23 protein-coding genes are annotated in these 24,942 nt (G+C 62.8%); 13 read left to right on the top strand and 10 right to left on the bottom strand.

Going from position 1 to position 24,942, the window contains the following annotated elements; translation table 11 throughout:
- The first annotated feature begins 114 nt into the window (after positions 1 to 114).
- Complete coding sequence (locus B0G73_RS24905) at positions 115 to 1,095, top strand: aldose 1-epimerase (protein ID WP_106283900.1); 981 nt, start codon at positions 115 to 117, stop codon at positions 1,093 to 1,095.
- Between the two features lie 28 nt (positions 1,096 to 1,123).
- Here B0G73_RS24905 and B0G73_RS24900 read toward each other — a convergent pair whose 3' ends face one another.
- Together B0G73_RS24900 and B0G73_RS24895 are read right to left on the bottom strand one after the other, a co-directional pair.
- Positions 1,124 to 1,921 carry an endonuclease/exonuclease/phosphatase family protein gene (locus B0G73_RS24900; protein ID WP_106283899.1) on the bottom strand — a complete coding sequence of 266 codons (798 nt, stop codon included), beginning with the start codon at positions 1,919 to 1,921 and terminating at the stop codon, positions 1,124 to 1,126.
- 88 nt (positions 1,922 to 2,009) lie between these two features.
- Positions 2,010 to 2,549, bottom strand: coding sequence for a hypothetical protein (locus tag B0G73_RS24895; protein WP_106283898.1), 540 nt, complete (start codon positions 2,547 to 2,549; stop codon positions 2,010 to 2,012).
- Between the two features lie 269 nt (positions 2,550 to 2,818).
- Here B0G73_RS24895 and B0G73_RS24890 point away from each other — a divergent pair, with 269 nt between their 5' ends.
- From B0G73_RS24890 to B0G73_RS24875, 4 genes are all read left to right on the top strand, one after another.
- On the top strand, positions 2,819 to 3,796 hold the full coding sequence (locus B0G73_RS24890) for an AAA family ATPase (protein WP_106283897.1): 978 nt from the start codon (positions 2,819 to 2,821) through the stop codon (positions 3,794 to 3,796).
- A 419-nt stretch (positions 3,797 to 4,215) separates the two neighbouring features.
- Positions 4,216 to 5,322 carry an NAD(P)/FAD-dependent oxidoreductase gene (locus tag B0G73_RS24885; RefSeq protein ID WP_106283896.1) on the top strand — a complete coding sequence of 369 codons (1,107 nt, stop codon included), beginning with the start codon at positions 4,216 to 4,218 and terminating at the stop codon, positions 5,320 to 5,322.
- A gap of 231 nt (positions 5,323 to 5,553) precedes the next feature.
- The gene (locus B0G73_RS24880) at positions 5,554 to 5,865 is read left to right on the top strand and encodes a high-potential iron-sulfur protein (RefSeq protein ID WP_106283895.1); all 312 of its coding nucleotides are present in this window, start codon (positions 5,554 to 5,556) and stop codon (positions 5,863 to 5,865) included.
- Positions 5,866 to 6,119: 254 nt separating this feature from the next.
- Complete coding sequence (locus B0G73_RS24875; RefSeq protein ID WP_106283894.1) at positions 6,120 to 7,412, top strand: MFS transporter; 1,293 nt, start codon at positions 6,120 to 6,122, stop codon at positions 7,410 to 7,412.
- 94 nt (positions 7,413 to 7,506) lie between these two features.
- Here the strand turns inward: B0G73_RS24875 and B0G73_RS24870 are convergent, their stop codons facing one another.
- Together B0G73_RS24870 and B0G73_RS24865 are read right to left on the bottom strand one after the other, a co-directional pair.
- The gene (locus B0G73_RS24870; protein ID WP_106283893.1) at positions 7,507 to 9,027 is read right to left on the bottom strand and encodes an amidase; all 1,521 of its coding nucleotides are present in this window, start codon (positions 9,025 to 9,027) and stop codon (positions 7,507 to 7,509) included.
- Between the two features lie 264 nt (positions 9,028 to 9,291).
- Entirely contained in the window at positions 9,292 to 9,990 is a 699-nt protein-coding gene (locus B0G73_RS24865) for a dienelactone hydrolase family protein (RefSeq protein ID WP_106283892.1), read from the bottom strand.
- Positions 9,991 to 10,243: 253 nt separating this feature from the next.
- On the opposite strand from B0G73_RS24865, the gene B0G73_RS24860 reads away from it, so the two are divergent.
- The 3 genes from B0G73_RS24860 (at position 10,244) to B0G73_RS24850 (ending at position 14,053) form a co-directional block, all read left to right on the top strand.
- Positions 10,244 to 11,347, top strand: a complete 1,104-nt coding sequence (locus B0G73_RS24860; protein ID WP_106283891.1) for a nitronate monooxygenase family protein — start codon at positions 10,244 to 10,246, stop codon at positions 11,345 to 11,347.
- A gap of 423 nt (positions 11,348 to 11,770) precedes the next feature.
- A complete protein-coding gene (locus B0G73_RS24855; RefSeq protein WP_106283890.1) occupies positions 11,771 to 12,916 on the top strand; it encodes a branched-chain amino acid ABC transporter substrate-binding protein in 1,146 nt (381 codons plus the stop codon).
- 120 nt (positions 12,917 to 13,036) lie between these two features.
- Positions 13,037 to 14,053: a cupin-like domain-containing protein gene (locus B0G73_RS24850; protein ID WP_181196637.1), complete on the top strand. Its 1,017-nt coding sequence runs from the start codon at positions 13,037 to 13,039 to the stop codon at positions 14,051 to 14,053.
- A 164-nt stretch (positions 14,054 to 14,217) separates the two neighbouring features.
- Here B0G73_RS24850 and B0G73_RS24845 read toward each other — a convergent pair whose 3' ends face one another.
- Complete coding sequence (locus B0G73_RS24845) at positions 14,218 to 15,663, bottom strand: collagen-like triple helix repeat-containing protein (protein ID WP_106283889.1); 1,446 nt, start codon at positions 15,661 to 15,663, stop codon at positions 14,218 to 14,220.
- 258 nt (positions 15,664 to 15,921) lie between these two features.
- Positions 15,922 to 17,133 carry an MFS transporter gene (locus tag B0G73_RS24840; RefSeq protein WP_106283888.1) on the bottom strand — a complete coding sequence of 404 codons (1,212 nt, stop codon included), beginning with the start codon at positions 17,131 to 17,133 and terminating at the stop codon, positions 15,922 to 15,924.
- A 192-nt stretch (positions 17,134 to 17,325) separates the two neighbouring features.
- Between B0G73_RS24840 and B0G73_RS24835 the strand changes: the two genes are divergently transcribed.
- From B0G73_RS24835 to B0G73_RS24825, 3 genes are all read left to right on the top strand, one after another.
- Positions 17,326 to 17,988 (top strand): HugZ family protein, encoded by a 663-nt coding sequence (locus B0G73_RS24835; protein WP_106283887.1) that lies wholly within the window; start codon positions 17,326 to 17,328, stop codon positions 17,986 to 17,988.
- Positions 17,989 to 18,383: 395 nt separating this feature from the next.
- Entirely contained in the window at positions 18,384 to 18,686 is a 303-nt protein-coding gene (locus tag B0G73_RS24830; RefSeq protein ID WP_106283886.1) for an H-NS family nucleoid-associated regulatory protein, read from the top strand.
- A gap of 320 nt (positions 18,687 to 19,006) precedes the next feature.
- Entirely contained in the window at positions 19,007 to 20,260 is a 1,254-nt protein-coding gene (locus B0G73_RS24825; RefSeq protein ID WP_106283885.1) for a cation diffusion facilitator family transporter, read from the top strand.
- A 59-nt stretch (positions 20,261 to 20,319) separates the two neighbouring features.
- Here the strand turns inward: B0G73_RS24825 and B0G73_RS24820 are convergent, their stop codons facing one another.
- The 3 genes from B0G73_RS24820 to B0G73_RS24810 all read right to left on the bottom strand — a co-directional run bounded on the left by B0G73_RS24820 (position 20,320) and on the right by B0G73_RS24810 (position 22,139).
- Positions 20,320 to 20,778: an Lrp/AsnC family transcriptional regulator gene (locus B0G73_RS24820; RefSeq protein WP_012431468.1), complete on the bottom strand. Its 459-nt coding sequence runs from the start codon at positions 20,776 to 20,778 to the stop codon at positions 20,320 to 20,322.
- 90 nt (positions 20,779 to 20,868) lie between these two features.
- Positions 20,869 to 21,498: an exonuclease gene (locus B0G73_RS24815; RefSeq protein WP_106283884.1), complete on the bottom strand. Its 630-nt coding sequence runs from the start codon at positions 21,496 to 21,498 to the stop codon at positions 20,869 to 20,871.
- Complete coding sequence (locus B0G73_RS24810) at positions 21,495 to 22,139, bottom strand: MBL fold metallo-hydrolase (RefSeq protein WP_106283883.1); 645 nt, start codon at positions 22,137 to 22,139, stop codon at positions 21,495 to 21,497. Before B0G73_RS24810 ends, B0G73_RS24815 begins: the two co-directional genes overlap by 4 nt.
- Positions 22,140 to 22,775: 636 nt before the next feature.
- Between B0G73_RS24810 and B0G73_RS24800 the strand changes: the two genes are divergently transcribed.
- Positions 22,776 to 23,378: a septal ring lytic transglycosylase RlpA family protein gene (locus tag B0G73_RS24800; RefSeq protein WP_374957034.1), complete on the top strand. Its 603-nt coding sequence runs from the start codon at positions 22,776 to 22,778 to the stop codon at positions 23,376 to 23,378.
- Positions 23,379 to 23,502: 124 nt separating this feature from the next.
- On the opposite strand, the gene rsmI is transcribed toward B0G73_RS24800, so the two are convergent.
- Complete coding sequence (gene rsmI, locus B0G73_RS24795) at positions 23,503 to 24,384, bottom strand: 16S rRNA (cytidine(1402)-2'-O)-methyltransferase (RefSeq protein WP_106283881.1); 882 nt, start codon at positions 24,382 to 24,384, stop codon at positions 23,503 to 23,505.
- On the opposite strand from rsmI, the gene B0G73_RS24790 reads away from it, so the two are divergent.
- Positions 24,383 to 24,886: a YraN family protein gene (locus B0G73_RS24790; RefSeq protein WP_106283880.1), complete on the top strand. Its 504-nt coding sequence runs from the start codon at positions 24,383 to 24,385 to the stop codon at positions 24,884 to 24,886. The two genes, rsmI and B0G73_RS24790, sit on opposite strands and share 2 nt — an antisense overlap.
- Positions 24,887 to 24,942: the final 56 nt, after the last annotated feature.

Raw genomic sequence — 24,942 nt, 5'->3', positions numbered from 1 at the left:
TCTCGGTCGCGCGGATTGTGACAGTCCGCCGGCCGCGCGCTGGGCGCGGCACGTTCCAGGAGATGCCATGCGCGTTCATGCCGCCATCCGCTCGAGGCACTGCCTTTTCTGACCATGCGCGACGTTTCCTTGCATTCGATCCGGCCGTCGGCGACCGGACTCATGTGGCTCGACGATCCTGCGGTCGTGGCCACGGTCGTCACGCTTTCGGCCGGTGCGCTGCGTGTCGTGATCGCGCCCGAAGTGGGCGGCGCGCTGGCGGCCTTCTACGAAACGACGCCCGACGGTCCATTGCACTGGTTGCGGCCGGCCTCGGCGGCGGCGTTCGCTGAGCGCGATCCCCTGCGCATGGCGAGCTTTCCGCTGTTTCCTTACTGCAACCGGATTCGCGACGCGCGTTTCGAATTCGACGGCCGCACGATCGATCTCGCCGGCAACGACACGCGTTTCGCCCACGCGCTGCATGGCAACGCGTGGCGGCATCCGTGGCAGGTGGGGGCGCGTACCGAAAGCTCGGTGGAACTGCACTTCGAACACGAACCGGATGCGCGCGTACCCGGCGACTGGCCGTTTCGCTATCGCGCGCGGCAGCGAATCGAGTTAAGCGGCGGCGCGTTGCGCATCACGCTAGCCGCGCAAAACCTGGCCGATCAGCCGATGCCGTTCGGCATGGGGCATCACCCGTACTATCCGCGCACCGCGCAGACTCGCGTGTACGCTGAGGTGAAAGCCATGTGGCACGCCGACGCCGACGTGTTGCCGACGCATCTCGGCGCGCATCCCGCGGTGGAAGCGTTGCGCGAAGGCATGTCGCCGGACGCGTTCGATCTCGACAACAACTTCGCGAACTGGTCGCGCGAGGCGACCATTGCGTGGCCCGACGAACACCGTCGACTAACGATGACCGCCGACGCCCCGTTCGATCACATGGTGATCTTCGCGCCCGCCGACGACCCGCAACTGTGCGTGGAACCCGTGACGAACACCACGGACTGCTTCAACGCGGTCGGCCCGCGTGGGCACGTGGGCGGCTGCGTATTGCAGCCTGGCGAGCAGATCGCCGCGACGGCGAAATGGACGCCGCACAAGGACTAACGTGCGGCGCGTGCGCTCGGGTTCGCGTCTATTCGACTCGCAAGCGCGCCATGTATGGCAAGTGATCCGAGAGCCACGCGGTCTCCTGCGTCGGCTGGATCCATTCGATCGGCTTCATGCCACGCACGAACATTTTGTCGAGCGCGAGCGCGGGCGAGAAAGCCGGAAAAGTACGGCCCGCCTCGCCGAGCAGCGTGGCGACTTCCTGCAAACCATGTTCGCCGAAGAGCGGCACAGAATCGTTGCGCCAGTCGTTGAAGTCGCCGGCGAGCACCAGCGGACCTTCGGGCGCTTCCTTCGCGATCCAGTGCGCGATCCAGTTCATCTGACGCAGGCGGGCTGAACGTGTAAGCGCAAGATGCGCGCACAGCAGCGTAACCGAGTGACCACCGAAAGTCGCGCGCGCCACCAGCAGACCGCGCTTTTCGAAGCGATGCGCGGAAATGTCCCAGCGTCCGCCGAGATCCAGCGGATGCGGCGACAAAATCGCATTGCCATGCCGCCACGATGGTTTGAAAACGTTTGGTCCGAGCGCGATTTCGAGTTCGAGCGCGCGCGCGATTTCCGTGGCCTGACAATGCCAGACATCGCTCAACGGATCGGCAAGCGGCGAGCCGAAACTGCTCGCCAATACCGGCGACGGCATGCGCCGCGCCATCGCTTCCTGTAAAAAATAGGCGTCCGCATGGGTCGATTGCACCCAGCGTTGCATGGCTTGCCAGGCCTGAAAGCCGAGCGGTGTGCGGCCTTTATGCAGGTTCCAGCTCACCGCAACGAAATCTTTGGGCGCTACGCTCTCGCGGATCAATTCTTCGGGGTTTCGCATGCCGCGTTGTCCACGTGTTCTGGTTGGGGGCGTCGGTTAGCCGCGTGCTGTTTGCGTGTTCGCTTGCGTGTGCTTTGCATCAGTTCGATCAGTTTGCCGAGGTTGCGCTGTCCGCGAGACTTGCACGCACGCGGTAGACCAGGTTCGGGTCTTTGTCGACGATGGTCCACGTGGCCCATTGCCCCGGCGCCACCCTCAGACCCGGATGGCTTGCACTGACCTGGCGCGGTTGCGGCGGCAGCTTGCAGCCGGTGTCGGTTTGCCGCGCGGCGTTTTCCTCGAATGTTTCCTGTGCATCGATCGACATGGTGACGCCGCTCGCATCCGCCTGCAGCGGCGAGACGGTCAGCGTGCGCGCCAGATCGATACTGCCGGCGGGCTGATCCTTGCAGCCGACGCTATGCTGCACCATCTTGTGATGCGTGTCCGTGCGCGCCTGGCCGACGGTGGTGGTGCCGTCGAACGCGTCGATTTGCTGGCCGTCGCGCATGACCTGCAACTGCCATTGCACGACCTGCTGCGCCGGCCGTTGTGGCGTGCTTTGCGGTGCGCTCTGTGATGCGCTCTGTTGTGCATTCGCAAGCAACGAAGTGCCGAGCAACACGGCCACGATACTGGTTTTCCACATAGAAGAATTCTCCGGTCACGAGATCCGGCCGCGTAATCAGAAGGCCATCTTACCCCTGATGGACGTAACGCCTTTCTGACACGTCAAACGGGGCCGGGTTCAGCAACAATCCATTTCAGGTAAGGCCGGCAATCACCAAAAACAACCCGCTGTTAGCAGCAGAGTCGCGAGACTGCTGGCTTGCACGCGAATATGTCGTCGTTACACTGGACTTGAAACGGCGCCATACAAGGAGCCGCAGCAGCAAGACCAGCCAGACGGGGTGAGCGATGACAACAGCAATGGTCAAACAAGAAATCGCCGTGGCGTCTTTCAGCAGGGTGTACGACCTCGATCAGGTCGAGACCGCGCTGAACGATCTCGGTGAAGGCGCGAACGAGGCACTGCGCGCAACCTACGAAAAGATGCTGAAGACCGGCAATCTGCGCTTTTGCGTGAAGCCGAACCGCATGCCGTCGATCGACGATCTGATCGACGCGCTGCCCAACTTTTCCGCGCCACTCGACGACATTCGCAAGCAGGTCGCCTTATGCCTCGAGACCGAAGACCGGCTCGAACTGATGCCGATCCTCCTGCTCGGCGACCCCGGCATCGGCAAGACTCACTTCGCCAAGCAGTTGGCGCGCCTGCTCGGCACCTCGTACCAATACGTAGCGATGAGTTCGCTGACGGCGGGCTGGATTCTGTCGGGCGCTTCTTCCCAATGGAAGAACGCGAAGCCGGGCAAGGTGTTCGATGCGCTCGTGAACGGCAGTTACGCGAACCCGGTGATCGCCGTCGACGAAATCGACAAGGCCACCGGCGATTCGCAATACGATCCGCTCGGTGCGTTGTATGCGCTGCTGGAGCACGATACGGCGCAGACCTTCATCGACGAGTTCGCCGAGATTCCGATCAACGCCGGGCATGTGATCTGGATCGCGACGGCGAACGACGAACGCTCGATTCCCGAGCCGATCCTGAACCGGATGAACGTGTATGAGATCCCGCCGCCGGATCGCGACGGCGCACGCCGTATCGCTCAGGCGATCTACGACGAGATCCGCAGCGCGCACAACTGGGGCCTGCGCTTTCCCGAGGTGCTGGGCGACGACGCCCTCGACGCGCTGATGCGGGCGTCGCCGCGTGAGATGCGCCGCGCGATTCTCAACGGCTTCGGCGCGGCGCGGATCGATGGAAGGGATCATGTCGAAGCGGGCGACATTCGCCTGGACCACGGAAACCGGCGAAAACCCATCGGTTTCTGAACATTTTTGCCAATTTTTCGCAGCAAAGCCGCCTTCGGGCGGCTTTTTTATGGCCAAAGGCAGGAATCTGCGCTCGAAATGCAATGAATGTCGCGGCAACTATTGCTACTAATAAGATGCAACCCGACAGTGCCTCCCATTCGTCCCACATACGAAGAAGCGAGCGCCGCGATCCCCGACGGCGTACACTAATTAAGTCCGGCCACTACGTTTGAGACCCGCACAAGACCGCATGCCCGCAGCCATTACCGACTGCGGGCATTTGTGTCTGTAAGGCGTCGTACAATTTTGCGTAGCGGTGGCGAATGGACAGGTGCGTTCGGCAGCGAGCGGTGTCAGGCACGCGAAAGCCGCACCTTGTCTTCATCTTGATCGGGTGAACGAGGTAGCGCGCGGCGACGTTGGCCGCGTCAAGGGACATGGACCAAATCGAATGTGTAGTGATCGGCGCCGGCGTGATCGGGCTCGCGGTGGCGCGCGCACTGGCGGCGCGGGGCCGCGACGTCATCGTGCTGGAAGCCGCCGAAGCAATCGGCGTGGGCACCAGCTCGCGCAACAGCGAAGTGATTCACGCGGGCATCTACTATCCGCGTGGCTCGCTCAAAGCCGCGCTTTGCGTGCGCGGCCGCGAGATGCTCTATGACTACTGCGTCGAGCGCAACGTGCCGCATTCACGCTGCGGCAAATTGCTAGTGGCCACTTCACGCAATCAGATTCCTCAGCTCGAAAGCATCATGGCCAAAGGCCGCGACAACGGTGTGCTCGACCTCATGCGAATCACCGGCGACCAGGCGCAAGCGCTCGAACCCGCGCTCGAATGTGTGGAAGCGGTGTTCTCGCCGCAGACGGGTATCGTCGATAGTCATCAATTCATGCTGGCGCTGCAGGGCGACGCGGAGCGCGACGGCGCGGTGTGTGCGTTTCACGCGCCGGTCAAAGCGATCGAAGCGAGCAACGGCCGCTTCATCATCAACGTGGGCGGCGGCGCCCCGACCACGATCAGCGCAGCGTGCGTGATCAACAGCGCCGGTTTGCAGGCGAACGCACTGGCGCGCAGAATCCGCGGACTCGACGCGCGGCATGTGCCGCCGCTCTATCTCGCACGCGGCAACTACTTCAGCATCTCGGGGCGCGCGCCGTTCAGCCGCCTGATTTATCCGATGCCGAACGAGGCCGGACTCGGCGTGCATCTGACCATCGACCTCGGCGGCCAGGCGCGTTTCGGTCCCGATGTCGAATGGGTCGATGCGATCAACTACGACGTCGATCCGCGTCGCGCGGAATCGTTTTATGCGGCGATTCGCGCCTACTGGCCCGCGCTTCCGGACGATGCATTGCAGCCCGCGTATGCGGGGATTCGTCCGAAGCTTTCCGGTCCCGGCGAACCCGCTGCCGACTTCGTGATTCAAGGTCCGGCTGCGCACGGTGTGCGTGGACTCGTCAATCTGTTCGGTATCGAGTCGCCAGGATTGACGGCGTCGCTCGCCATTGCGCAGCGAGTGTGCGAGTTGAGCGGACGCGCGTGATCCACAGCGACAGTCTCGCTGCGAGCGCGCGGTTCGCGCATCGCGCGCTTCACCGCCAGCGCTCACCTCGTCTGCGATCGATTCGCATTCCGCGCGACATTCAGCCGCGCGGTCGTACCAATTCGCTTATCTCTATCATTTGGACCGTCACGCGCGACGGCTTCATTGCTATCCTTGGGGACCGCTGTCACCAGAACGGCGATCAGTTCAATATAAATGGAGTGAGTCCCCATGAAACCTTCCCGTCGTACATTCTTGATCACCAGCATTGGCGTTGCATCCACCTTTGCGCTGTCGCGCCAGGCGTTCGCCGACGCACCGAAAGTTTCCGAAACCGATCCGACCGCGCAAGCACTCGGCTACAAGGAAGACGCCGCGAAAGTGGACAAGGCGAAGTTCGCCAAATACGCAGCAGGTCAGGACTGCGGCAACTGCAGCTTCTACCAGGGCAAGCCGACTGACGCCTATGCCGGCTGCCCGATGTTCGCCGGCAAGCAGGTCGCGAGCAAGGGTTGGTGCAGCGCATATAACAAGAAGGCCTGATTACCCATCAGCCGCACGCGCACTTCGTGTTGCGCGAAATGCGCCGCAACATCACAGCGCGCATTCAAGGTCCCATCATTCAGACGTCTGCCACCTCGCGCGGCAGACGTCTTTTTGCTGCTTGAAAACCGCCTATGCGCTCTTTACACTCCAATGCGACCTCTACGGCTCGCGCTCTTTTTCTCGCTCGCGCTAACACGGCATTGCACTAAAACGACGCACTACAGGATACTTTTGGCAGGCTGGAGATCCGAATGAGACCAGCGTCAAGGAGCCTTCATACGCGAGCCGTCGTCGCGGCTGTGATCGGCAATGCACTCGAGTGGTACGACTTCACCGTGTTCGGTTTTCTGACGGTGGTGATCGCCCAGTTGTTCTTCCCGGCCGGCAGCGACTATTCGTCGTTGCTCCTCGCCACCGCGACGTTCGGCGTCGCCTTCGTCATGCGGCCGATCGGCGGCATCGTACTCGGACTCTATGCGGATCGCGCGGGACGCAAAGCAGCGTTGTCACTCGTCATCGCACTGATGACACTCGGCATTCTGGTGCTGGCGATCGCACCGCCGTATTCGGCGATCGGCATCGGCGCTCCGTTGATGATCGTAATCGGACGTTCGCTGCAAGGCTTTTCCGCCGGCGGTGAATTCGGCAGTTCGACGGCGTTGCTGATCGAAGCGGCGCCGTTTTCGAAGCGCGGCTTTTACGGCAGTTGGCAGATGGCAAGCCAGGCGGCGGCGCTGCTGCTCGGCGCGCTGGTGGGCGCCTTGATCACGCGCGGACTGTCGCCCGAGGCGTTGAAATCCTGGGGCTGGCGCGTGCCGTTCATTCTGGGTTTGATCATCGGGCCGATCGGCATCTACATCCGCCGGCATCTCGCCGATTCGGAAGCGTTTCTGCTCGCGCAAAAAACCGCGCGGCGCGCGACGCTCGGCGAAGTCTTCAAGACTCACACCCGCGACGTGCTCTGCGGACTCGGCTCGGTCATCGCACTCACGGTGACGATTTACGTGCTGATCAGCTATCTCCCCACCTTCGCGGTCAATCAGCTGAAGCTGCCCTACGCGCAATCTTTTTACGCGGTGATCGTCGGCAATCTGCTGTTGACGGTGCTGTCGCCATTGGCCGGCGCATGGTCTGACAGGATCGGACGCAAGGGGCTGTCGCTGTGGTCGCTGGTGATTACGCTCGTGATCATTTATCCGCTGTTTGCGTGGCTCGCGGCGGAGCCGAGCGTGTCGAAACTGATTCTCGTGCAGGCGCTGCTGTCGATCACGCTGTCCGGCTATTACGGACCGTTCGGCGCGCTGATCGCGGAGTTGTTTCCGGCGAACGTCCGCTCGACCGGCTTATCGCTCGCCTACAACATCGCGGTGATGGTGTTCGGCGGCTTCGGGCCGTTTGTCGTGACGTGGCTGATCGACGCCACCGGTTCGCCGCTCGCGCCGACTTACTACGTGATGGGCGGACTGGCGCTGTCGATCGTCGCGGTGGCCTGCATTCCGGGCAAGCGCCACGCGGATCTCGACGCGCATCGCAAACCGGCCTGAACGGCGGCGCGATAAGGCAGGCACCGACGCCGGTGCCCGGTTCTCTGAGTCACTTCGCCACGACACATTCTTTCGCCGCCGCCAGTTGCTTCGTCTAGTTGCGCGCCTGTATCAACGGCGGCCGTTTGTCGAACCACGGTCGTGCCATTTCGAGTTGCGCTGCCAGACGCAGAAGCGTCGCATCACCGCCGACGCGCGCCGCGAATTGCACGCCGATCGGCAACCCGCGCGCATTCCAGTAAAGTGGCACCGACATGGCCGGCTGGCCGCTCAGATTGAACAATTCCGTGCAACCTGCCCACGTAAACGCCTTGTTCGACGCTTCCGACAGCACCTTCTTTAACAGTGCTTCGAGCGGCATGGTGGTGACGGCGCGCATCTGCATCCGCTCCGCCGAAGTGGGTTGCATCTCGCCGATCTTGATCGGTGGCGCGGCGAGCGTGGCGCACAGAATCACGTCGTAGCGATTCAGCAGATCGGTGAGCCGTTCGGTGATGCGACGCTGTTCTTCCAGCGCGGCGGGCAGGCCGCGTTCGCCGAGCTTGCGTCCCACATGCGCCATCGTCCATGTCGAAATTTCGAACTCGGCGCGCAGCGGTTTGCGGCCGCTAATGCGCTCGGCGTTCAACACCAGGTCTTCTGCCGTGACGGACCAGAGCGTGAGGAACGCATGACGAACCGCCGCGAAGTCAATGCCGAGCGATACCGGTTCGATGTTATGGCCGAGCGAACTGGCGAGTTGCGCGGCATCGTCGAGCGCGGCGCGCGCGTCGGCGGAAAGCGACGGCGCCAGCATCGGCTCGGTGACGTACGCAATATTCAGCGGCTTGCACGTCTCGCGGCTCGCGCTCAGAAACGTGCCCGGCGCGCCGAGCGGCCGGTCGACATTCCCGCCAAGCAGATCGAGCAGCAACGCACTGTCGCGCACGCTGCGCGACACCGCATGATCGACGCCGAGTTCACCGGCTGCCACCACCGCAGTCGTACGCGGTACGCGTCCGCGCGATGGTTTGAGCCCGAAAAGTCCGCAGCACGACGCGGGAATGCGGATCGACCCGCCGCCGTCCGACGCATGCGCGAGCGGCACGATACCCGCGGCAACCGCCGCCGCCGCGCCGCCGCTCGAGCCGCCAGGCGTATGGTCGAGATTCCACGGATTGCGGCATGCGCCGAACAGTTCGGGCTCCGTATAAGGCATCTGGCCGAGTTCGGACGTGCTGGTCTTGGCGAAGATGTTGAGGCCGGCCGCTTTTGCCAGCGCGACCACGGGCGCGTCTTCGGTGGGAATGAAATGACGGTAGTGGCGGCTGCCCATGGCCATGCGCAGTCCGGCAACCGGCGCGCCGAGGTCTTTGATCAGATAAGGCACGCCGGCCAGCGCGGTTTGCGCGCTGACGCCATCGGCGTTGTCTGCGCCGTTCGCCCGGCTCGCGTCGTCGCGCGAAGCGCGTTGACGGGCTGCATCGTAGTCCTTCAGGACAATCGCATTGATCGCGGGATTGACGGCTTCCGTGCGTGAAATCGCGATGTCGAGCAACTCGCGCGCGCTTGCTTCGCGCTTGCGTACCAGTTCGGCGAGGCCGGTGGCGTCATGGGCGAGATAGTCTGAATGCACGACGAAGGAGCCCTCGCTATCGAGTATTGAATCGGCCGGCGGTCCATGCGCACGATGAAGCGCGCGGCGAATTGCCGTCGCCCGGATTGATCGCCGTACAGGGAAAAACGGCGTGCCGCTGAAATGCCGTCTTCGAGAGAGTAACTGAGTTACGCGCGCGAGTTACTTGCGCCAATGCAAAGCGCCCAGAAAAAAGCGCACTGGGTGCGCGCAATCAATCGACGCGACTGGCGGCGCACACGAGCACGCCTCCAGAACCGCGCTTTACAGACGTTCGCCGAGGAACGTCAGCGTCCGGCCGTGCGCCAATGCAGCGGCGCGCTGGTTATACGACGCGCGGTCCGAACAGTTGAAGCCGTGATCGGCGTTCGGATAGATGTGGAATTCGGCGTCGGCGCGGCCGGCGAAGCGTTCCTGAATCTCACCGACAGCCGACACCGGGATATGCGCGTCGAGTTCGCCGTAGTGGAACTGCATGGGCACCTTGATCTTCGCGGCTTCGTCGAGCTGGTTCTGGATGCCGCCGCCGTAGTAGGCGACCGCGCCGTCGAGCGTGCCTTGCGCCGCGGCCAGATACGCGAGCCGGCCACCGAAGCAGAAGCCGATCGCCGCGACCTTGCCGGTCACTTCCGGCATGGCGCGCAGTGCGGCGGCGGCTGCGCCGATATCGGCCACCGCTTCGTGGACCTTGAGCTTCTGCATCAGCTCGATGCCTTTCTCGCGATCGGCGCCGTCGTACGTCAATTCCACGCGCGGTTGCACGCGCCAGAACACGTCCGGTGCAAGCGCCACGTAGCCGTCTTGCGCGTACTGATCCGCGACCGAACGGATATGGCTGTTCACGCCGAAAATTTCCTGAATGATGATGACGGCCGGTCCCTTGCCGCCTTTAGGCAACGCCAGGTAGCCGCCGAAACTGTCGTTGCCAGCGGGAATGTCGATCCATCGGGAAGTGGTGCTCATGTTGCTCTCCATTGACTCGCGCGCGGCTGCGCGAGGTCGGTCCGAGTGAAGGCCAGAGGCCTGAACGCCTGAAGCGGGGCGGTCAGTTTGCCACCAAAAGAAACGCTGCGCAGCGCGGCCCCGTGAGGCTGAAATCTCGTAAGGCGATTGAAACGTTCTCGATAATTCATTTTTCCCGCGCGGGCCGGCTCGGTACATTGAAGCGTGTTGGCTCGCTCATGCGGCCAGCGCATTGACGGGAAAGGAGTCCATCATGAGTGAAGGCAGTTTTGTGACGCCGTTTGCCGAGCGGTTCGGGTTGCGCGTGCCGGTGGTGCTGGCGCCGATGGCGGGCGGCGCGACGACGCCGGCGCTGGTCGCCGCGGTATCGAACGCCGGCGGTCTCGGCTTTCTGGCGTGCGCGGCGCTCTCGCCCGAGAAGATCGCGAGCGAAGTCGCGGCGATCCGCGCGCTGACGGATCGTCCGTTCGGCGTGAATCTGTTCGTGCTGGAACCGGCTGCGCCGGACGAAGCGACCGTGCGTACCGCGCTCGAAGCCATCGATCCCGTGCGACACGATCTCGGTTTGCCGCCGGGCGCTCCGCTCGCACGCTACGCGCCGGATTTTCGCGCGCAACTGAACATGCTGATCGAATTGCGCGTGCCGCTGGCGAGCTTCACATTCGGCTTGCTCCCGGCCGACGATGTCGCCCGTCTGCACGACAACGGTCTATATGTAATAGGCACCGCGACGCATGCCGCCGAAGCTGTGGCCTGGCGCGACGCGGGCGCCGATGCCATTGTCGCGCAAGGGGCGGAGGCGGGCGCGCATCGCGGCACCTTCATCGGCGCATTCGAAGATGCGTTGGTCGGCACGCTGGCGCTCGTGCCGCAACTCGTCGACGCGACCGGACTGCCGGTGCTCGCCGCCGGCGGCATCATGGACGGCCGCGGTATCGTCGCCGCACTCGCGCTCGGCGCGCAAGCCGCGGTGATGGGCACCGCGTTTCTCACCTGTCACGAGAGCGCGATTCCGCAGATATGGAAAACCCGCGTGCGCGCCACGTCCGACACGTCGACTTCGGTCACGCGCGCGATCACCGGCCGCCATGCGCGCGGGATACGTAATCCGTTGATGCAGCGTTTGAGCGAAGCGGCTGAAAAGATCGCGCCGTATCCGGTGCAGAACGCGTTGACGCAGGAGTTGCGGCAAACCGCGAGCCGCGCGGAAAACGGCGACTATCTCTCCCTATGGTCGGGCCAGGGCGCGCCTTTGGGCCGCGCCCGCCGCGAAGATATCGGCGCCGCCGAACTGATGAGCCAACTCGAAGACGAATGGCGCGCGGCGACCGCGCGCATCGCTGCGTTCAAACGCTGATTCGACACGATCCGGACAGCGTCCGGACGTGCCTCCTTTTCAAGCACGAAGCCTATTCGGATGATTAACGGTTTAACACGCTAAAAGCTTTAGGCCGTGCAGTTAGACGAAAGCCTCACCTGGCGGAAACCCGCATGGGCTGGTGCTTTCCAGTCACTCTCTGCAGCCGGAATCGGCGCCTGTTGGATAAACGCTATTAGTGTTCATCCCACTTCCTCAAAAAAGCCCCACAAATTAATTTGATGGCCTACACTTGCGCGCAAGTACGGTTTGCCGCCTGCCACAAACAGTCCGGTAAGCGTGCTGGCCAAGTGCATGAACGATGCAACCGGCGTGGTCGTCCACGGGACTGAGCGACACGTGTTGGGGAAGCGGGGGCACAGGGCGATTACGTTGTTTTTGGGACCGAAACTGGAGACTTACATGAACATCAAGATTCAAAAGCTGTTGCCGATCAGCGCTGCGGCGATGCTGTTCGCGACGTTGGCAACTTCGGCTGCAGCCGACACGGTCGTCAAGATCGGTCACGTTGCACCGCTGACTGGCGGTATCGCTCACCTGGGTAAAGACAACGAAAACGGCGCGCGCCTGGCAGTTGAAGAAATCAACGCCAAGGGCCTGACGATCGGTGGCCAGAAAATCACGCTGCAACTCGATCCGCAAGACGATGCAGCTGACCCGCGCACGGCAACTCAAGTCGCCCAGAAACTGGTCGACGACAAGGTCGTGGCAGTGGTTGGCCACTTGAATTCGGGCACGTCGATTCCGGCTTCGAAGATCTATAGCGATGCAGGCATCGTGCAGATCTCGCCGTCGGCAACGAACCCGGCCTACACGCAACAAGGTTTCAAGACGACGTATCGCGTCGTCGCGACCGATGCGCAACAAGGTCCGGCACTGGCTAACTACGCAGCGAAGGGTCTGAAAGTGAAGAGCGTCGCGATCGTCGACGACTCGACCGCTTACGGCCAGGGTCTGGCGAACGAATTCGAAAAGACCGCCAAGTCGCTGGGCCTGAACGTGATGTCGCATGATGCGACGAACGACAAGGCTGTCGACTTCCGCGCGATTCTGACGAAGATCAAGGGCGAAAACCCGGACGCGATCATGTACGGCGGCATGGACGCCACCGGCGGCCCGTTCGCCAAGCAAGCCAAGCAGCTCGGCCTGCGCGCGAAGGTGCTGGCAGGCGACGGCGTGTGTACCGACAAGCTGTCGGACCTGGCCGGCGACGCAACCGACAACATCGTCTGCTCGGAGGCCGGTATGGCGCTCGAGAAGATGGCTGGCGGTTCGGCGTTCCTCGCCAAGTATCAGAAGCGTTTCGGTCAGCCGATCCAGATCTACGCTCCGTTCACGTATGACGCTGTGTACATCATCGTCGACGCAATGAAGCGTGCCAACTCGACCGATCCGGCGAAGATCCTGGCAGCCATGCCGAGCACGGATTACAAGGGTGTGATCGGTGAAACCACGTTCGACTCGAAGGGCGACCTTCAGCACGGCGTGATCTCGCTGTACAACTACAAGTCCGGCAAGAAGACGCTGCTCGACGTAGTGAAGATGTAAAAACCCGTGATCGAAGGCAGCGTGTTGTCTGTCTTCGGTTGCAGGGTTTAAAAGGCACGCGCGCCGCAAGGTCCGCGTGCTTTTTTCTTTTGCGGATCCGCATTGTCGGGAGAGAGCGCCGTGACTGCCGTAACCCGTTCGTTCGACCACGCGTGGCGCCGCTGGATTGCCGAGAATTTGATGCTCGACGCACCGTCATCTGCTTTGCAGGGCGCGCTGGTCGGCCACGGTTTCGACGCGGCCGATGCCACGCGGGAAATCGACGCGGCGCTCGCAAGTCCTTATTTTCACGGTGCAACGCGTCTGCGCAATCGTTTGCGCAAGCGCGAATGGATTTTGTCGGTGTACGGCGAACTTAGTCGCATGCGCGCGGCGAGCGGTGTGGTCGAACGGCGCGAACGGTTATCGCGCGACGCGTTCTTTGAGCAGTACTACTTTCAGAACCGGCCGGTGATCATTACCGGCGCATTCGATGTCTGGCCTGCACGTTCGCGGTGGAATTGGGACTACTTTCGCGAGCGGTGCGGCGATCGTGAAGTGGAGGTGCAGTTCGGCCGCGATTCGGACGCGAACTACGAAATCAATCAGCCTAGGCTCAGGCGCATGGTGCGCTTTGCGGACTATGTCGACCTCGTCGAACAGAGCGGGCCGACTAACGATTTCTATATGACCGCCAATAACACCTCGCACAACCGCGCGGCGCTCGCGGCGTTATGGTCCGACGTGCCGTCAATCGACGAATATCTCGACGCTGCATCGCCCGACACGGGTTTCTTCTGGATGGGACCGGCCGGCACAAAGACGCCGTTTCATCACGACTTGACGAACAACCTCATGGCTCAGGTGATTGGCCGCAAACAGATCAAACTCGTGCCGTTGTCGGACACGCCATATATGGCGAACCATCTGCATTGCTATTCGCAGGTGGACGGTGCGGCGATCGACTACGACAGCTTCCCGTCAATGCGCCAGGCGCAGTTGATCGAATGCACGCTCGCGCCCGGCGAGTTGCTGTTTTTGCCGATCGGCTGGTGGCATTACGTGGAAGGACTCGACGCGTCGGTGACGATGACGTTCACCAATTTTCTGCGCGGTAACGAGTTCTCGCGTCACTACGATACGTATCACGAACTGTGACGTGCGGATGAAGCGAGCGCGGCGCTTCGGCGCTGCATCGTCGACGTGTGACTCGCGCAGACGGACGCGTCGATAAAAAAACAGCGAGCCGGTTGCCCGGCTCGCCGCCCCCCTGCGACGCCTGTTTTTATCGCGTCGTTATGTGCAGTCGTTATTCTTGTTCGTCACTTCTTTGAAGCGATGCCGCCTAGGCCGCCGAGCAAGCCGCCGCCGGTCGAGCCGCCGGCGGACGCTGCCGCGCCGCTCAAGGTGCCGGTGACGGTGGTCAACAGGCCGGTGATCGGTGCGAGCGGGTTGCTGCTTCCGCCGCTGCTACCCGATCCCGTGGCCAAGCCCAGCGCGCCGGTCAGCGACGACACGACGGAGGTCACCGGTGCGAGCGGATTGCCGCCGCTGCCCGTCGCGCCGCCCAATGCGCCCGTGACCGAACTCACGACGCCGGTGAGCGGCCCAAGCGGACTACCCGAACCCGCTCCGCCGAGACCGCCGGTCAACGTGCTGACCACACTGGTCAACGGCGCGAGCGGGCCGCTGGCGCCGCTGCCGCCCGTCAGGCCGCCGCTCAAGGTGCCGGGCAACGCGGTGAGGATGCTCGTCAACGGCGCGAGCGGCGAGTCCGCGCCGCCGCCGATGCCCGGACTCAGAATGCCTGTGATGCCGCCGAGCGGATTGCCGCTGCCGGTGCCGCCCGTCGTCAGCAGGCCGCCCGCGGACGTGACCGTGTCGCCGAGCTTGATGACCACGTTGCCGAGATTCTCACCGATCGGATTGCCGGTCGCCCCGCTGAGTTTGCCGCCGGCGCTGTCGAGGCCATGGCCGACCGTCGATAGCAGGCCGTTCAGCGGTGCGCCGAGACCGGTCGTGTCGCCGACGGTTTGGGTCGTCTGCGCGAGCGTGCTCGTAATCGGCGTGATCGCGGTGCCGACCGTCTGCGTGACCTGCTGGATCGGGCCGTTCGTCAACTGCGAGCCGAGTTGCGTACCCAGGCCGCTGACGGCGTTGCCGACCGTCGAGACCGCGCTGCCGAGCGGCGTGGTCAACGGACTGAGCGGCGCAGTGGGGCCGCTGCCGAGACTCGTCACAAGTTGGCCGGCGCTGTTGACGGACCGGCCTGCGTCGTAGACCAGGTTGCCGCTGCTGGCGAGCGTCGTGCCGAGCGGATCGGTGGAATTGCCCAACTGGCCCAAGCCGTTCGCCACGCCCGTGCCGACCGCGGTCACGCCGTTGCCGAGATTCGATACGACATTGCCGAGCGCCGCGGTGGTCGCCGGATTCGCGCCCGGTATCGGCGTGAGACCGATCTGGCTGCCAACGGCGGAGACGGTCTGCCCGACAGCGGTGACGGCGTTGCCGCTGTTTTGCGCGACGACGCCGACGGGATTGGCGCTGGTGGGCGTCGGAGTAGGCGTGGGCGTTGGTGTCGGCGTTGGTGTGGGAGTCGGCGTGGGCGTGGGCGTAGGTGTGGGTGTAGGGGTCGGTGTGGGCGTCGGCGTGCCGCCGCCCGATCCGCTCCCCACGCCCGGTCTGTTCAACGTGCTTCCGCATCCCGTCAGGACGATCATTGACGTGACGCACATGGCGATCGCCGTCAGCTTGAATTTGCGATTCATGGTCTGCTCCCCGTAGTTTGGTCATTACTTGGGGGAACTAACTGCAAGGCCTATGCCATTTCTATCTGCTTAGCCGGTGCACGTAATAACCGCATATAAATCAATGTGTTGGGGGTATGAGAGCCGCGAGCGGCGACGTTTCATTCAACCGATGTGTCGCGGAACGCCTCAGCGCGCGGCCGCTGCGTAACGTAACGTGAAGCGAGCGCGTTTCGTGTGCCGCCGCACGCCATGGCGCAGCGGCGGCGCGCTTGCGTGTCAGATCTTCAAACGCCGCAAAACCTTCGGACCGACGAGCGCGATCAGCGCCGAACAGATCGCGACCACCGACAACCCGATCGGCAAACTGGTCACCTGCGTCACCGCGCCAATGATCACCGGCCCGAGTAGCAGCCCGAAGTACGCCAGCCCGGCAACATGCGCGAGCCCTTCCGCCGGATGAATGCCTTTCACGCCCGCCGCCGCCGCGAACAGCACCGGCATCATGTTCGCGAGCCCAAGACCCATCAGCGTGAAGCCGATCAGCGCCGCGACCGCATTCGGCAGCAGCAGCGCGCCGACCATCCCGACGCAGGCGAGCGTCGCGCTTGCCATCACCAGTTGCGGTGCGCCGAAGCGGGCGCGCACGCCGTCGCCGCCGAAGCGTGCGGCCGCCATGCCGCCCGAGAACGCCGCGTAGGCCGCGCTCGCAAGCGCGGGTGTGGCAAGCACGACGTCGCGCATGTAGACGGTGGCCCAGTCGTACATCGCGCCTTCGGCGATCAGCGCAACCAGCGCCATTGCGCCGAGCGCCCACAACGCCGGCGAGCGCCAGCGATTCGCGCGCGGCGCGGCGGAGTCGGGGTGGTCGGCATGCGGCACGTGCGGCAGCACGGAAGGACAGGCGGCGATCAGCACGAGCGCGCTGACCGCGGCAGCCAGCGCAAGATGGACCGCCGGCGCCATGCCGCGCGACAGCAGCGCTCCGCCGGCCGCCGCACCGAACATCCCGCCGACGCTGAACATGCCATGCAACGACGACATGATCGGCTTGCCGAGTGCTTTTTCGACGGCGCTGGCCTCGGCGTTCATCGCGACATCCAGCGTGGCCATGCCCGCGCCGAAGGCGGCCAGCACGACCAGCAGCATCCAGTAAGCCGGCACGACCAGAATCAGCGCCGCGCACACCGCCATCACGAGGCCGCCGGCGAGGCAGGCGCGGCGCGTGCCGACTCGCGCGATCCACGAAGCATTGGCCGCCATCGCCCCGATCGAGCCGCCGGCGACGGCCAGCAACGCAAACGAGAGCAGCGCCGCGTTCAGATGAAAACGGTCGCGCACCGTCGGCACGTGCACGCCCCACGACGCGTACATCATGCCGGCAATGAAGAACACGGCCATCGTGGCGAGACGGGCGCGCTGCCGGGCCGTATCGGAGAGGTCGCGGTGGGCGGCGGGAAGGGCGGCGAATTCGGAGGAACGGTCTGACACGGAAATCTCGAGGAGGGGTGACGCGCGAGAAAGCGCGTTGAAAGCGAATTTCCGATTCTAACGAAGCATGCTGTCTTATGCTTGGAAGGCGGAATCCGCATATTGGCGAATATTCAGTTCGGAGGCGCCACCGTTGTGCGGCCTGCTTACCGGCGTTTGTGATTCGCCGCTCATCTATCGAGGAACGCGCACTTGAATATCCCCGCTCACGCTCCGCTGCATCTGCTGCATACGGCCGCTGTCGGCACGCTCGCCACTCATGCGCGCCAGCCGGAAGGTTTCCCTTATCCGTCCGTGCTGCCGTTCGCGCCGGACTTGCGGCATCGTCCGACGATCCTCGTGAGCCGGCTCGCCGAGCATACCCATAACCTGCACGCCGACCCGCGCGCCGGTTTTCTGGCCGTAGACGCCCCCGACGGCGACGTGCTGAGCGGCCAGCGCGTCACCTTGCTCGGCACCTTCGAACCGGTCGACTCGACGCCCGAGATGGTGCAGCGTTATCTGCGCTATCACCCCGACGCGGAGCGCTATCTCGTACTCGGCGACTTCACTTTCTGGGCAATGCGGCTCGAGCGGCTGCGTTATATCGGCGGTTTCGGCGCAATGGGTTGGCTCGCCGGCGATGAACTCGATCCATTGCCGCCACTCGGTTTCGATGAAGAGAACGCGTTGATCACGCAATTCGCCGCTCAGTCCGGGAGTAAGGGCGATTTTCAGCTAGTTGGCGTCGATCGCTATGGCGTGGATCTGAAACTGAACGGTGAACGCAGCCGGTTTCCCTTTGACGACGCCAAACCCGATACTGAAACCTTGCGCGCGGCGCTAGAAGATTGCATGCAGCGCTACATGAATTAGATTTTTACCGGCGTTCGGGGAAAACACTCATGCGTAATAACAGCGCAGACGGCGTGTCTCAATATGTTACGACATTTCATGTTGAAGCTATCACGGCATGAAATGTTGGTGACAAATCTGCATTTTAAATTTCATCTTTTGATAGTTAATCCCATATTTACTGATGCTGACTGCGTTTTTCAGCAAAAAGCGAATTGGGCTATCTGAAAGGAAGTGCTCGGGCGCGACGGTAGCTGGAAATTTTTTGAAACGAATCTAGTTTAATTTTCCGTCCCATCTTTTGTAATCTTTCTATCTTGTGTTAATCTCGCCACCAATTCCGAGGCGTGATCTATCTTCAAAGGGCAAGCCGGCTTAAGACTGGCGGTCATTTATCCAAACCACAAAGGGAATCTATGTCTTCCTACAAGGAACTACTCGCCCAGCGCGAGAAGCTCGAAAAGCAGATCGAAGAAGCGAAGTCGCGCGAATACGCTGAAGTGTTAAATGAAATCAAGCAGAAAATGACCGACTACGGCATTTCTCTGACAGAACTGGGTGGCGGTCGCGCTGCCAAGGGCGCTAAAGCCGCGCGTCCGCGCGCAGGCGTCGCACCGAAGTATCGCGACCCGGATAGCGGCAGCACGTGGTCGGGCCGCGGCAAGCCGCCGCGCTGGATTGCAGGTCTGGATCGCGAAAAGTTTCTGATCGAGAAGTAATGCTTTGCTAGCAGCTTTGCCGGCCGCTTTTTGCCTGCAACTAATGCTTCTGATCATAAGTCATACGAATAGCTTCAATCAGATGCAGTGATTGCGTCTGCCGTTGCGAAAGAGAACCGCGTACCGTCGAGGGCGCGGTTTTTTTATTTACTGCAGCCACTGCCGTGATTTTTTGCCGCATGAACACCAGTCAACTGGAACGCGAATGCTTTTCGTTTAGATAAGCGATTGATTTAAAAGGAATTTTGTTGGCATCTTCAGCGCATTTCGAGATGCGCCGGGTAGAATGCAGGAAGTGAACTTTTCATTCCACTTCTGAGATGCCCGCCGCCACTGCTGCCCCATCCGCCGAAAAACATCGCGTTGCGCGCAAAAGTACCTTTGTCAGTATTGCGCTCAATACAGTGTTGATGACGCTGCAAATCGTCATCGGTGTGTTTGCGCACTCGCAGGCATTGGTCGCCGACGGTGTCCATTCCCTCGCCGATCTGATTTCCGATTTTGTCGTGCTGATTGCCAATCGGCACAGCGGCGCAAAGCCCGACGCGGATCACAATTACGGGCACAGTCGCTATGAGACGGTGGCGTCGCTATTTTTGGGCGCGCTTCTCATTGCGGTGGGCGTCGGCATGTTATGGCGAGCCGGAACGCGTCTCGCCGATTTGCAAAATATTCCCGCCGTGCATATGAGCGCGCTTGCCGTCGCATTGCTCGTTCTGGTTTCCAAAGAGAGTCTCTTTCGCTACATGCTGCGGGAAGCGCAACGCGTGCGTTCCGCCATGTTGATTGCCAATGCCTGGCACGCGCGTTCCGATGCGGCGTCGTCGCTGGTGGTCGCGAGCGGTATTGTCGGCAGCCTCGCCGGCGTGCGGCTGCTCGATCCGATTGCCGCGGCGATTGTCGGCTTCATGGTGGCGCGCATGGGCTGGATGTTCGGCTGGGACGCGCTGCAGGATCTCTCCGACCGCGCGCTCGACGACGCTGCCACCGCCGACATGCGCGCGCTGCTGCTCTCGACGCCCGGCGTACGTGACGTGCACGAAATGCGCACGCGCAAGATGGGCGATTTCGCGCTGGTCGACGCGCATATTCTCGTCGATCCGCTGATTTCGGTATCGGAAGGGCACTACATTGCCGAGTCGGCGCGTCTGCGCGTGTTGACGGACAACCGCGTGCTCGACGCGTTGATTCATGTCGATCCCGAGAACGATGCGCTTGCACGTCCGCCCTTCGATCTGCCGACTCGCGAGCGGGTCATTGCAGAGGTGAACTCCGCGTTGGCGTCTTACGGCGTGAAGGCGGCGGCGGTGAATATCCACTACCTGAGCATGGGGCTGGATGTCGAAGTTGTGCTGCCGGATGCATCGCCGTCGCGCAAGGTGCCCAGCGAGGCGCAGCGGCTTGGGCGCGCGGATCTGGCGGCGCTCAGGGCTCGCCTGGGCGCGCGCAGAGTGGAATTGCTGCAGGCATTGGACGCGGTGTCCGCGGAAGTCGATGTGGAAACGCTCGCCGCAAAAGGCGGCGTGGGCATTGGAGGACGCACGAAGGCGACGGAACCGCACAGCGCTACCTGAGACATGCGGAACCGCGCGAGCATGCCGCGGCCGCGTGGCGTGCTTATACCGTTAACGGGTCACAGCGGCAGTTGCGTATCGAATTTGATCTCGCGCAGCACCACGCTCGTGCGAACCTGCGCAACGGCGGGAATCTTGAAGATGCGTTCGTGCAGAAAGCTGTCGTACGCCTTGATGTCCGGCGCGACGATTTTGAGGATGTAGTCCGATTCGCCGGTCGTGCTGTAGCATTCGGTGACTTCGGGGCAGGTGGCGATTTCCCGCTCGAACTGTTCCACGCCGCCTTCGGTGTGCCGGGTGAGATGGATGTGCGCGAGGGCGCACACGTGCAGCCCAAGTTTTTCCCGATCCAGCAGCGCCGTGTAGCGCTGGATGACCCCCGACTGTTCCATGTCCTTGATGCGCCGCCAGCATGGCGTGCTCGACAGGCCGACCTGGTCGGAAATTTCTTGCACCGAGCGGCGTGCATCGAGCTGCAATAGGCGCAGGATTTTTTGAGAGAACGTATCGAGTGTCAACTGCGCCTCCGTTTGCGTCGCCGTATCAACGCATGGTAGAGGGCGCGAAAACGAAACGCAATGTAAAACGGCCCTGGCGAGGGAGATTACCTAATTTGCCGGTTCCTCGGTGGTGTTTTGTCCTGTGCCGTCCCCATCTTTACCAGCTGCCAGCGTGATCGCCTGACTTGCGCGCAAATCCTTCAGCATGTTGCAGAAAAGCGCGCCTTGTTCGATCGCGTCGTCCAGCGCGACATGCGTATGCGGATGTTCGTCGAACCAGTGCTTGGGAAAGCGCGGTTTGATGTTTTTGCGGTACGGCAGGCCGGTCATGGCGAAGGCCAGCGTCTTGATGTCGAGCGCCGACCAGGAAAACGGACAGCGGCCGACAAACCGCATCATGTACCAGAACATATAAGTGAAGTCGAAGCCGGCCGGCATGGCCACGAACACAGGTTTGCCCGGCAAGGCCTCGACCCAGTCGACGTACGCCGTCAATGCGGCCTCCGGCTTCTGCAAATCCTTGCGGCAGGCTTCCCACGCTTCGGGCTGCGTCTTCCACCACGCTTCCTGCACGGGATGCGCCTTGGCTCCCTCGAGCAACTCCAGATTCGCCGAGAAGGTGGCGATCAGGCGCTTGTCTTCGGTGTAGGCGGCGGAGGCGAAACTGAGCATGGAATGCGGACCGGGAATCGGGCCGTCCGCCTCGACATCGGTGCTCACGTAGATTTCGCTGCTCATGCCTCGACTCCGTCGGCGACGTACGGATTGGTGCGGCGTTCGGCGCCGAACGTCGAAGTGGGACCGTGACCGGGGACGAAGGTGATGTTGTCACCGAGCGGCCAAAGTTTTTCGCGAATCGAGCGCACCAGATCCGCATGATTGCCGCGCGGAAAATCCGTGCGGCCGATCGAGCCGGCGAACAGCACGTCGCCCACCAGCGCCAGCCGATGCGCGCGGCTGAAGAACACCACGTGGCCCGGCGTATGACCTGGGCAGTGATAGACCTCGAGCGTTTCGTCGCCGAACTGCACGCTCTCGCCGTTCTGCAGCCAGCGATCCGGTTCGAACGCTTCGGCGGCCGGAAAGCCGAAGCGCGTGCTTTGATCCGGCAGCTTGTCCAGCCAGAAGCGTTCTTCGGGATGCGGGCCCTCGATCGGCACGCCGTAACGCGTGGCCAGCGTTTTGGCGCCCGCGCAGTGATCGATGTGGCCGTGCGTCAGAAAAACTTTTTCGACCGTCACGTTCTGCCGCGCGATTTCGCCGTCGATGATGTCGAGGTCGCCGCCCGGATCGACGACGGCCGCGCGTCCGGTTGCCTCGCAAACGAGCAGCGAACTGTTCTGCTGGAACGGCGTGACAGGGATCAAGGTGACTTTCATGGATGACGGCGCCGCTGGAAAAACATTGATTGTACCGGCCTCTCGTCCGCGTTCGCTGTGGGCGCCGAAGCCCCGGCGCAGCGGGCTTCGCATGCTCATTCTTGCAGCAGGAGTGAAAATTCATCAAGGTTTTCAGTCGCTTGCCAACCCGGAATTCTGTTTTAGGTATAATGCACCCCATGCACAGGGAACTGTGCATGCCACAAGGCGATGCGTCCCCATCAAAAATGGGCACGCGGATCGCCACTCAAGTATGGGCTGTCGCACTTTTGGACGGCCATCAAGTATCGATGCTTTCGATGCACACGTCTTGCCCAGCCAGGCGCCGCGCGCCTGCTACGGACTAACTGCCGTGACGCTGGGTGGGGCCTACGCCGCCGTTCCTGCGCGCTGAGTTTCGCGCGCAAGAACGTGTTTGCCACGTTCGATGGCGGCATGTGGGGTCTGGTCAGGCTGCCGGGGACAGGTTGCGCCAGACGTGAAAATTAACCGTGCGGTAGCGGCTGAATGAGCCGCATCCGGGCTTTGACGTTCTGCGCTTGTCTGCGCGGCGCGTTGTCGTCCATTGCCGCCGGAGTCGCAGGCAACACGCTCAACTTTGGCGTGATGCGGCTCGACAATGTGATTGCACGTCTTATGAAAACTCGGTTATCCCGTGGTCTGGGGACTCTTTTTGCCTTTTTTGTGCTGGCCGGTTGCGCCACGCCTCCGGGCGCTAGCAACACGTCGGAAAGCGGCGCGCCGCAGAGCACGAAACTGACGCAAGCGGGCTCCTTTGGACCGCAAGCTTTCGGTAGCGCGCCGGCCTCCGGCGCGACTGCTCAAGGCTCGTCGCTGGCCGATGCAAAGCCTCTCACCGATGAAGGTTCCGGCATTTCGGACTTTCATCAGACCGGTCGCGCTTCGTGGTACGGCCGCGGCTTCCATGGCCGCCGTACCGCCAACGGCGAACGCTACGACATGCACGCGCTGACCGCCGCGCATCGTACGTTGCCGCTCGGCTCCTATGTGCGTGTGACCAATCCGGCCACGTCGCGCTCGGTCGTCGTGCGTATCAACGACCGTGGTCCGTACGCGCGCGGCCGCGTGATCGATCTTTCCATGGCTGCCGCCTCCGCGCTGGACATGCGCCATGCCGGTACGGCGCGGGTGCAGATTGAAGGGCTGACGCAGCAGGAAGCACGCGACGCGCGTAACGAAATGCTGGCGTCGAATTCGGATTCGAGCGCCCAGAAGTGATATGACTGCGGCGAGCGCGGCCAAGGCGCGCTCCTCGTAGTGCCGCGTCGGCGGCCTCACGGGTTGTGTCCGCAGAAGAACAAAGGGCCGCATTACGCGGCCCTTTGTTGTTTGTCCGTCAGCTTTACTCTTCGTCTTCTTTTTTCAGCGCCAGCGCGCGCGCGTACAGCGCGTTGCGCGACGCTCCGGTGATCGCCGCCGCTACTTTAGCCGCGCTACTCACCGTCAACTCCTCCAGCAGAATGCCTAGCAGCGCGTCGTGGTCGTGTTCGCCGACGGCTTCCGGCTGTGCGCCTTCCACCACCAGCACGAATTCGCCGCGTTGCCGGTTCGGATCGGCGGCGAGCCACGTTGGCGCTTCGGCCAGGGTGCCGCGATGCAGCGCTTCATGTAACTTCGTCAATTCCCGTGCGATGAGCAGTTTGCGCTCGCCGCCGAATGCATCGGCCAGTGCCTGCACTGTTTCGACGATCCGGTGCGGCGCTTCGTAGAACACCATCGCGTGAGGATGGCTTGCGAGCGGCTGCAGCGTCGCGGCGCGGGCTTTGGCTTTCGGCGGCAGGAAGCCGAGGAACGAGAACGTCGCGACCCAGTCGCCGGCCACGCTCAGCGCGGTCGCGAGCGCGCTTGCGCCGGGCAGCGGGATGACGGGAAAGCCGGCTTCGCGGACCGCGTCGACGAGTTTCGCGCCGGGGTCCGAGATGCCCGGCGTGCCCGCATCGGACACGTAGGCCACGCGTTCGCCCGCTTGCAGATGTTCGATCAGACGCAGTGCCGCGGCGCGCTCGTTGTGTTGATGCACGGCGACGAGCGGTTTCGAAATGCCGTAACGCGCGAGCAGTTGCCCCGTGTTGCGGGTGTCTTCGGCGGCGATGCGGTCCACCAGTCCGAGCACATGCAACGCGCGCAGCGTGACGTCGGCGATGTTGCCGATCGGCGTGGCCACCACATATAGCGCGGCAGTGGGGTACTGCTGCCCTTGCGCGAGTTCGGAGAGAGGAGTCATGAGGCAGAAGACACAAACAGACGGAACGAGGCCGCCATTGTGCCACGCGGTTCCAAGCGATCCGCGTGGCGGCCCGGCCGTGAGCGCGCCGGCGCCGAGCAGTCCCCTCGCCAGGCCGCACAACTTTTCGGGACTCGTCGGGTCCAAACTCGTCGGCGCGGCTTTCGAATTGCGTGCGCAGGAATTTTTGCAGCGTCAGCGTTTGCGATTCGTCGCGCGCAATGTGTCGTGCCGCGGCGGCGAGATCGATCTGGTCATGCGCGAACGTGACGGCGCGCTGGTCTTCGTTGAAGTCCGCGCGCGTGCGCAGAAGCGCTACGGCGGCGCGGCAGCGAGTATCGGCTGGCAGAAGAAGCAGCGCATCGTACGCGCCGCGCAACATTTTCTGGTGACGCGTGCCGCCGGCTGGCGCGATCAGCCCGCGTGCCGCTTCGACGTGATCGCGTTCGAAGCCGGCCGTCTCGTGTGGTTGCGCGACGCGTTCCGTGCCGACGAAGTCTGACGCCAGGCGCGGAGAACGCGCGTGAGTGCGATAAACTTGCGCTCGCGTGCAGGCCA

Origin of the sequence: Paraburkholderia sp. BL25I1N1 (assembly GCF_003002025.1) — a bacterium.
Taxonomy (GTDB): Bacteria; Pseudomonadota; Gammaproteobacteria; order Burkholderiales; family Burkholderiaceae; genus Paraburkholderia.
Note: the sequence above shows the minus strand (reverse complement) of the source record. Positions and strands in the feature narration are given on the sequence as shown.

Bases quoted from the DNA above. Each gene is read 5' to 3' on its own strand.
- B0G73_RS24905 (WP_106283900.1), top strand. From the start codon at position 115: ATGCGCGACGTTTCCTTGCATTCGATCCGGCCGTCGGCGACCGGACTC.
- B0G73_RS24900 (WP_106283899.1), bottom strand. From the start codon at position 1,921: ATGCGAAACCCCGAAGAATTGATCCGCGAGAGCGTAGCGCCCAAAGAT.
- B0G73_RS24895 (WP_106283898.1), bottom strand. From the start codon at position 2,549: ATGTGGAAAACCAGTATCGTGGCCGTGTTGCTCGGCACTTCGTTGCTT.
- B0G73_RS24890 (WP_106283897.1), top strand. From the start codon at position 2,819: ATGACAACAGCAATGGTCAAACAAGAAATCGCCGTGGCGTCTTTCAGC.
- B0G73_RS24885 (WP_106283896.1), top strand. From the start codon at position 4,216: ATGGACCAAATCGAATGTGTAGTGATCGGCGCCGGCGTGATCGGGCTC.
- B0G73_RS24880 (WP_106283895.1), top strand. From the start codon at position 5,554: ATGAAACCTTCCCGTCGTACATTCTTGATCACCAGCATTGGCGTTGCA.
- B0G73_RS24875 (WP_106283894.1), top strand. From the start codon at position 6,120: ATGAGACCAGCGTCAAGGAGCCTTCATACGCGAGCCGTCGTCGCGGCT.
- B0G73_RS24865 (WP_106283892.1), bottom strand. From the start codon at position 9,990: ATGAGCACCACTTCCCGATGGATCGACATTCCCGCTGGCAACGACAGT.
- B0G73_RS24860 (WP_106283891.1), top strand. From the start codon at position 10,244: ATGAGTGAAGGCAGTTTTGTGACGCCGTTTGCCGAGCGGTTCGGGTTG.
- B0G73_RS24855 (WP_106283890.1), top strand. From the start codon at position 11,771: ATGAACATCAAGATTCAAAAGCTGTTGCCGATCAGCGCTGCGGCGATG.
- B0G73_RS24845 (WP_106283889.1), bottom strand. From the start codon at position 15,663: ATGAATCGCAAATTCAAGCTGACGGCGATCGCCATGTGCGTCACGTCA.
- B0G73_RS24830 (WP_106283886.1), top strand. From the start codon at position 18,384: ATGTCTTCCTACAAGGAACTACTCGCCCAGCGCGAGAAGCTCGAAAAG.
- B0G73_RS24825 (WP_106283885.1), top strand. From the start codon at position 19,007: ATGCCCGCCGCCACTGCTGCCCCATCCGCCGAAAAACATCGCGTTGCG.
- B0G73_RS24815 (WP_106283884.1), bottom strand. From the start codon at position 21,498: ATGAGCAGCGAAATCTACGTGAGCACCGATGTCGAGGCGGACGGCCCG.
- B0G73_RS24810 (WP_106283883.1), bottom strand. From the start codon at position 22,139: ATGAAAGTCACCTTGATCCCTGTCACGCCGTTCCAGCAGAACAGTTCG.
- B0G73_RS24800 (WP_374957034.1), top strand. From the start codon at position 22,776: ATGAAAACTCGGTTATCCCGTGGTCTGGGGACTCTTTTTGCCTTTTTT.
- B0G73_RS24790 (WP_106283880.1), top strand. From the start codon at position 24,383: ATGAGGCAGAAGACACAAACAGACGGAACGAGGCCGCCATTGTGCCAC.
- rsmI (WP_106283881.1), bottom strand. From the start codon at position 24,384: ATGACTCCTCTCTCCGAACTCGCGCAAGGGCAGCAGTACCCCACTGCC.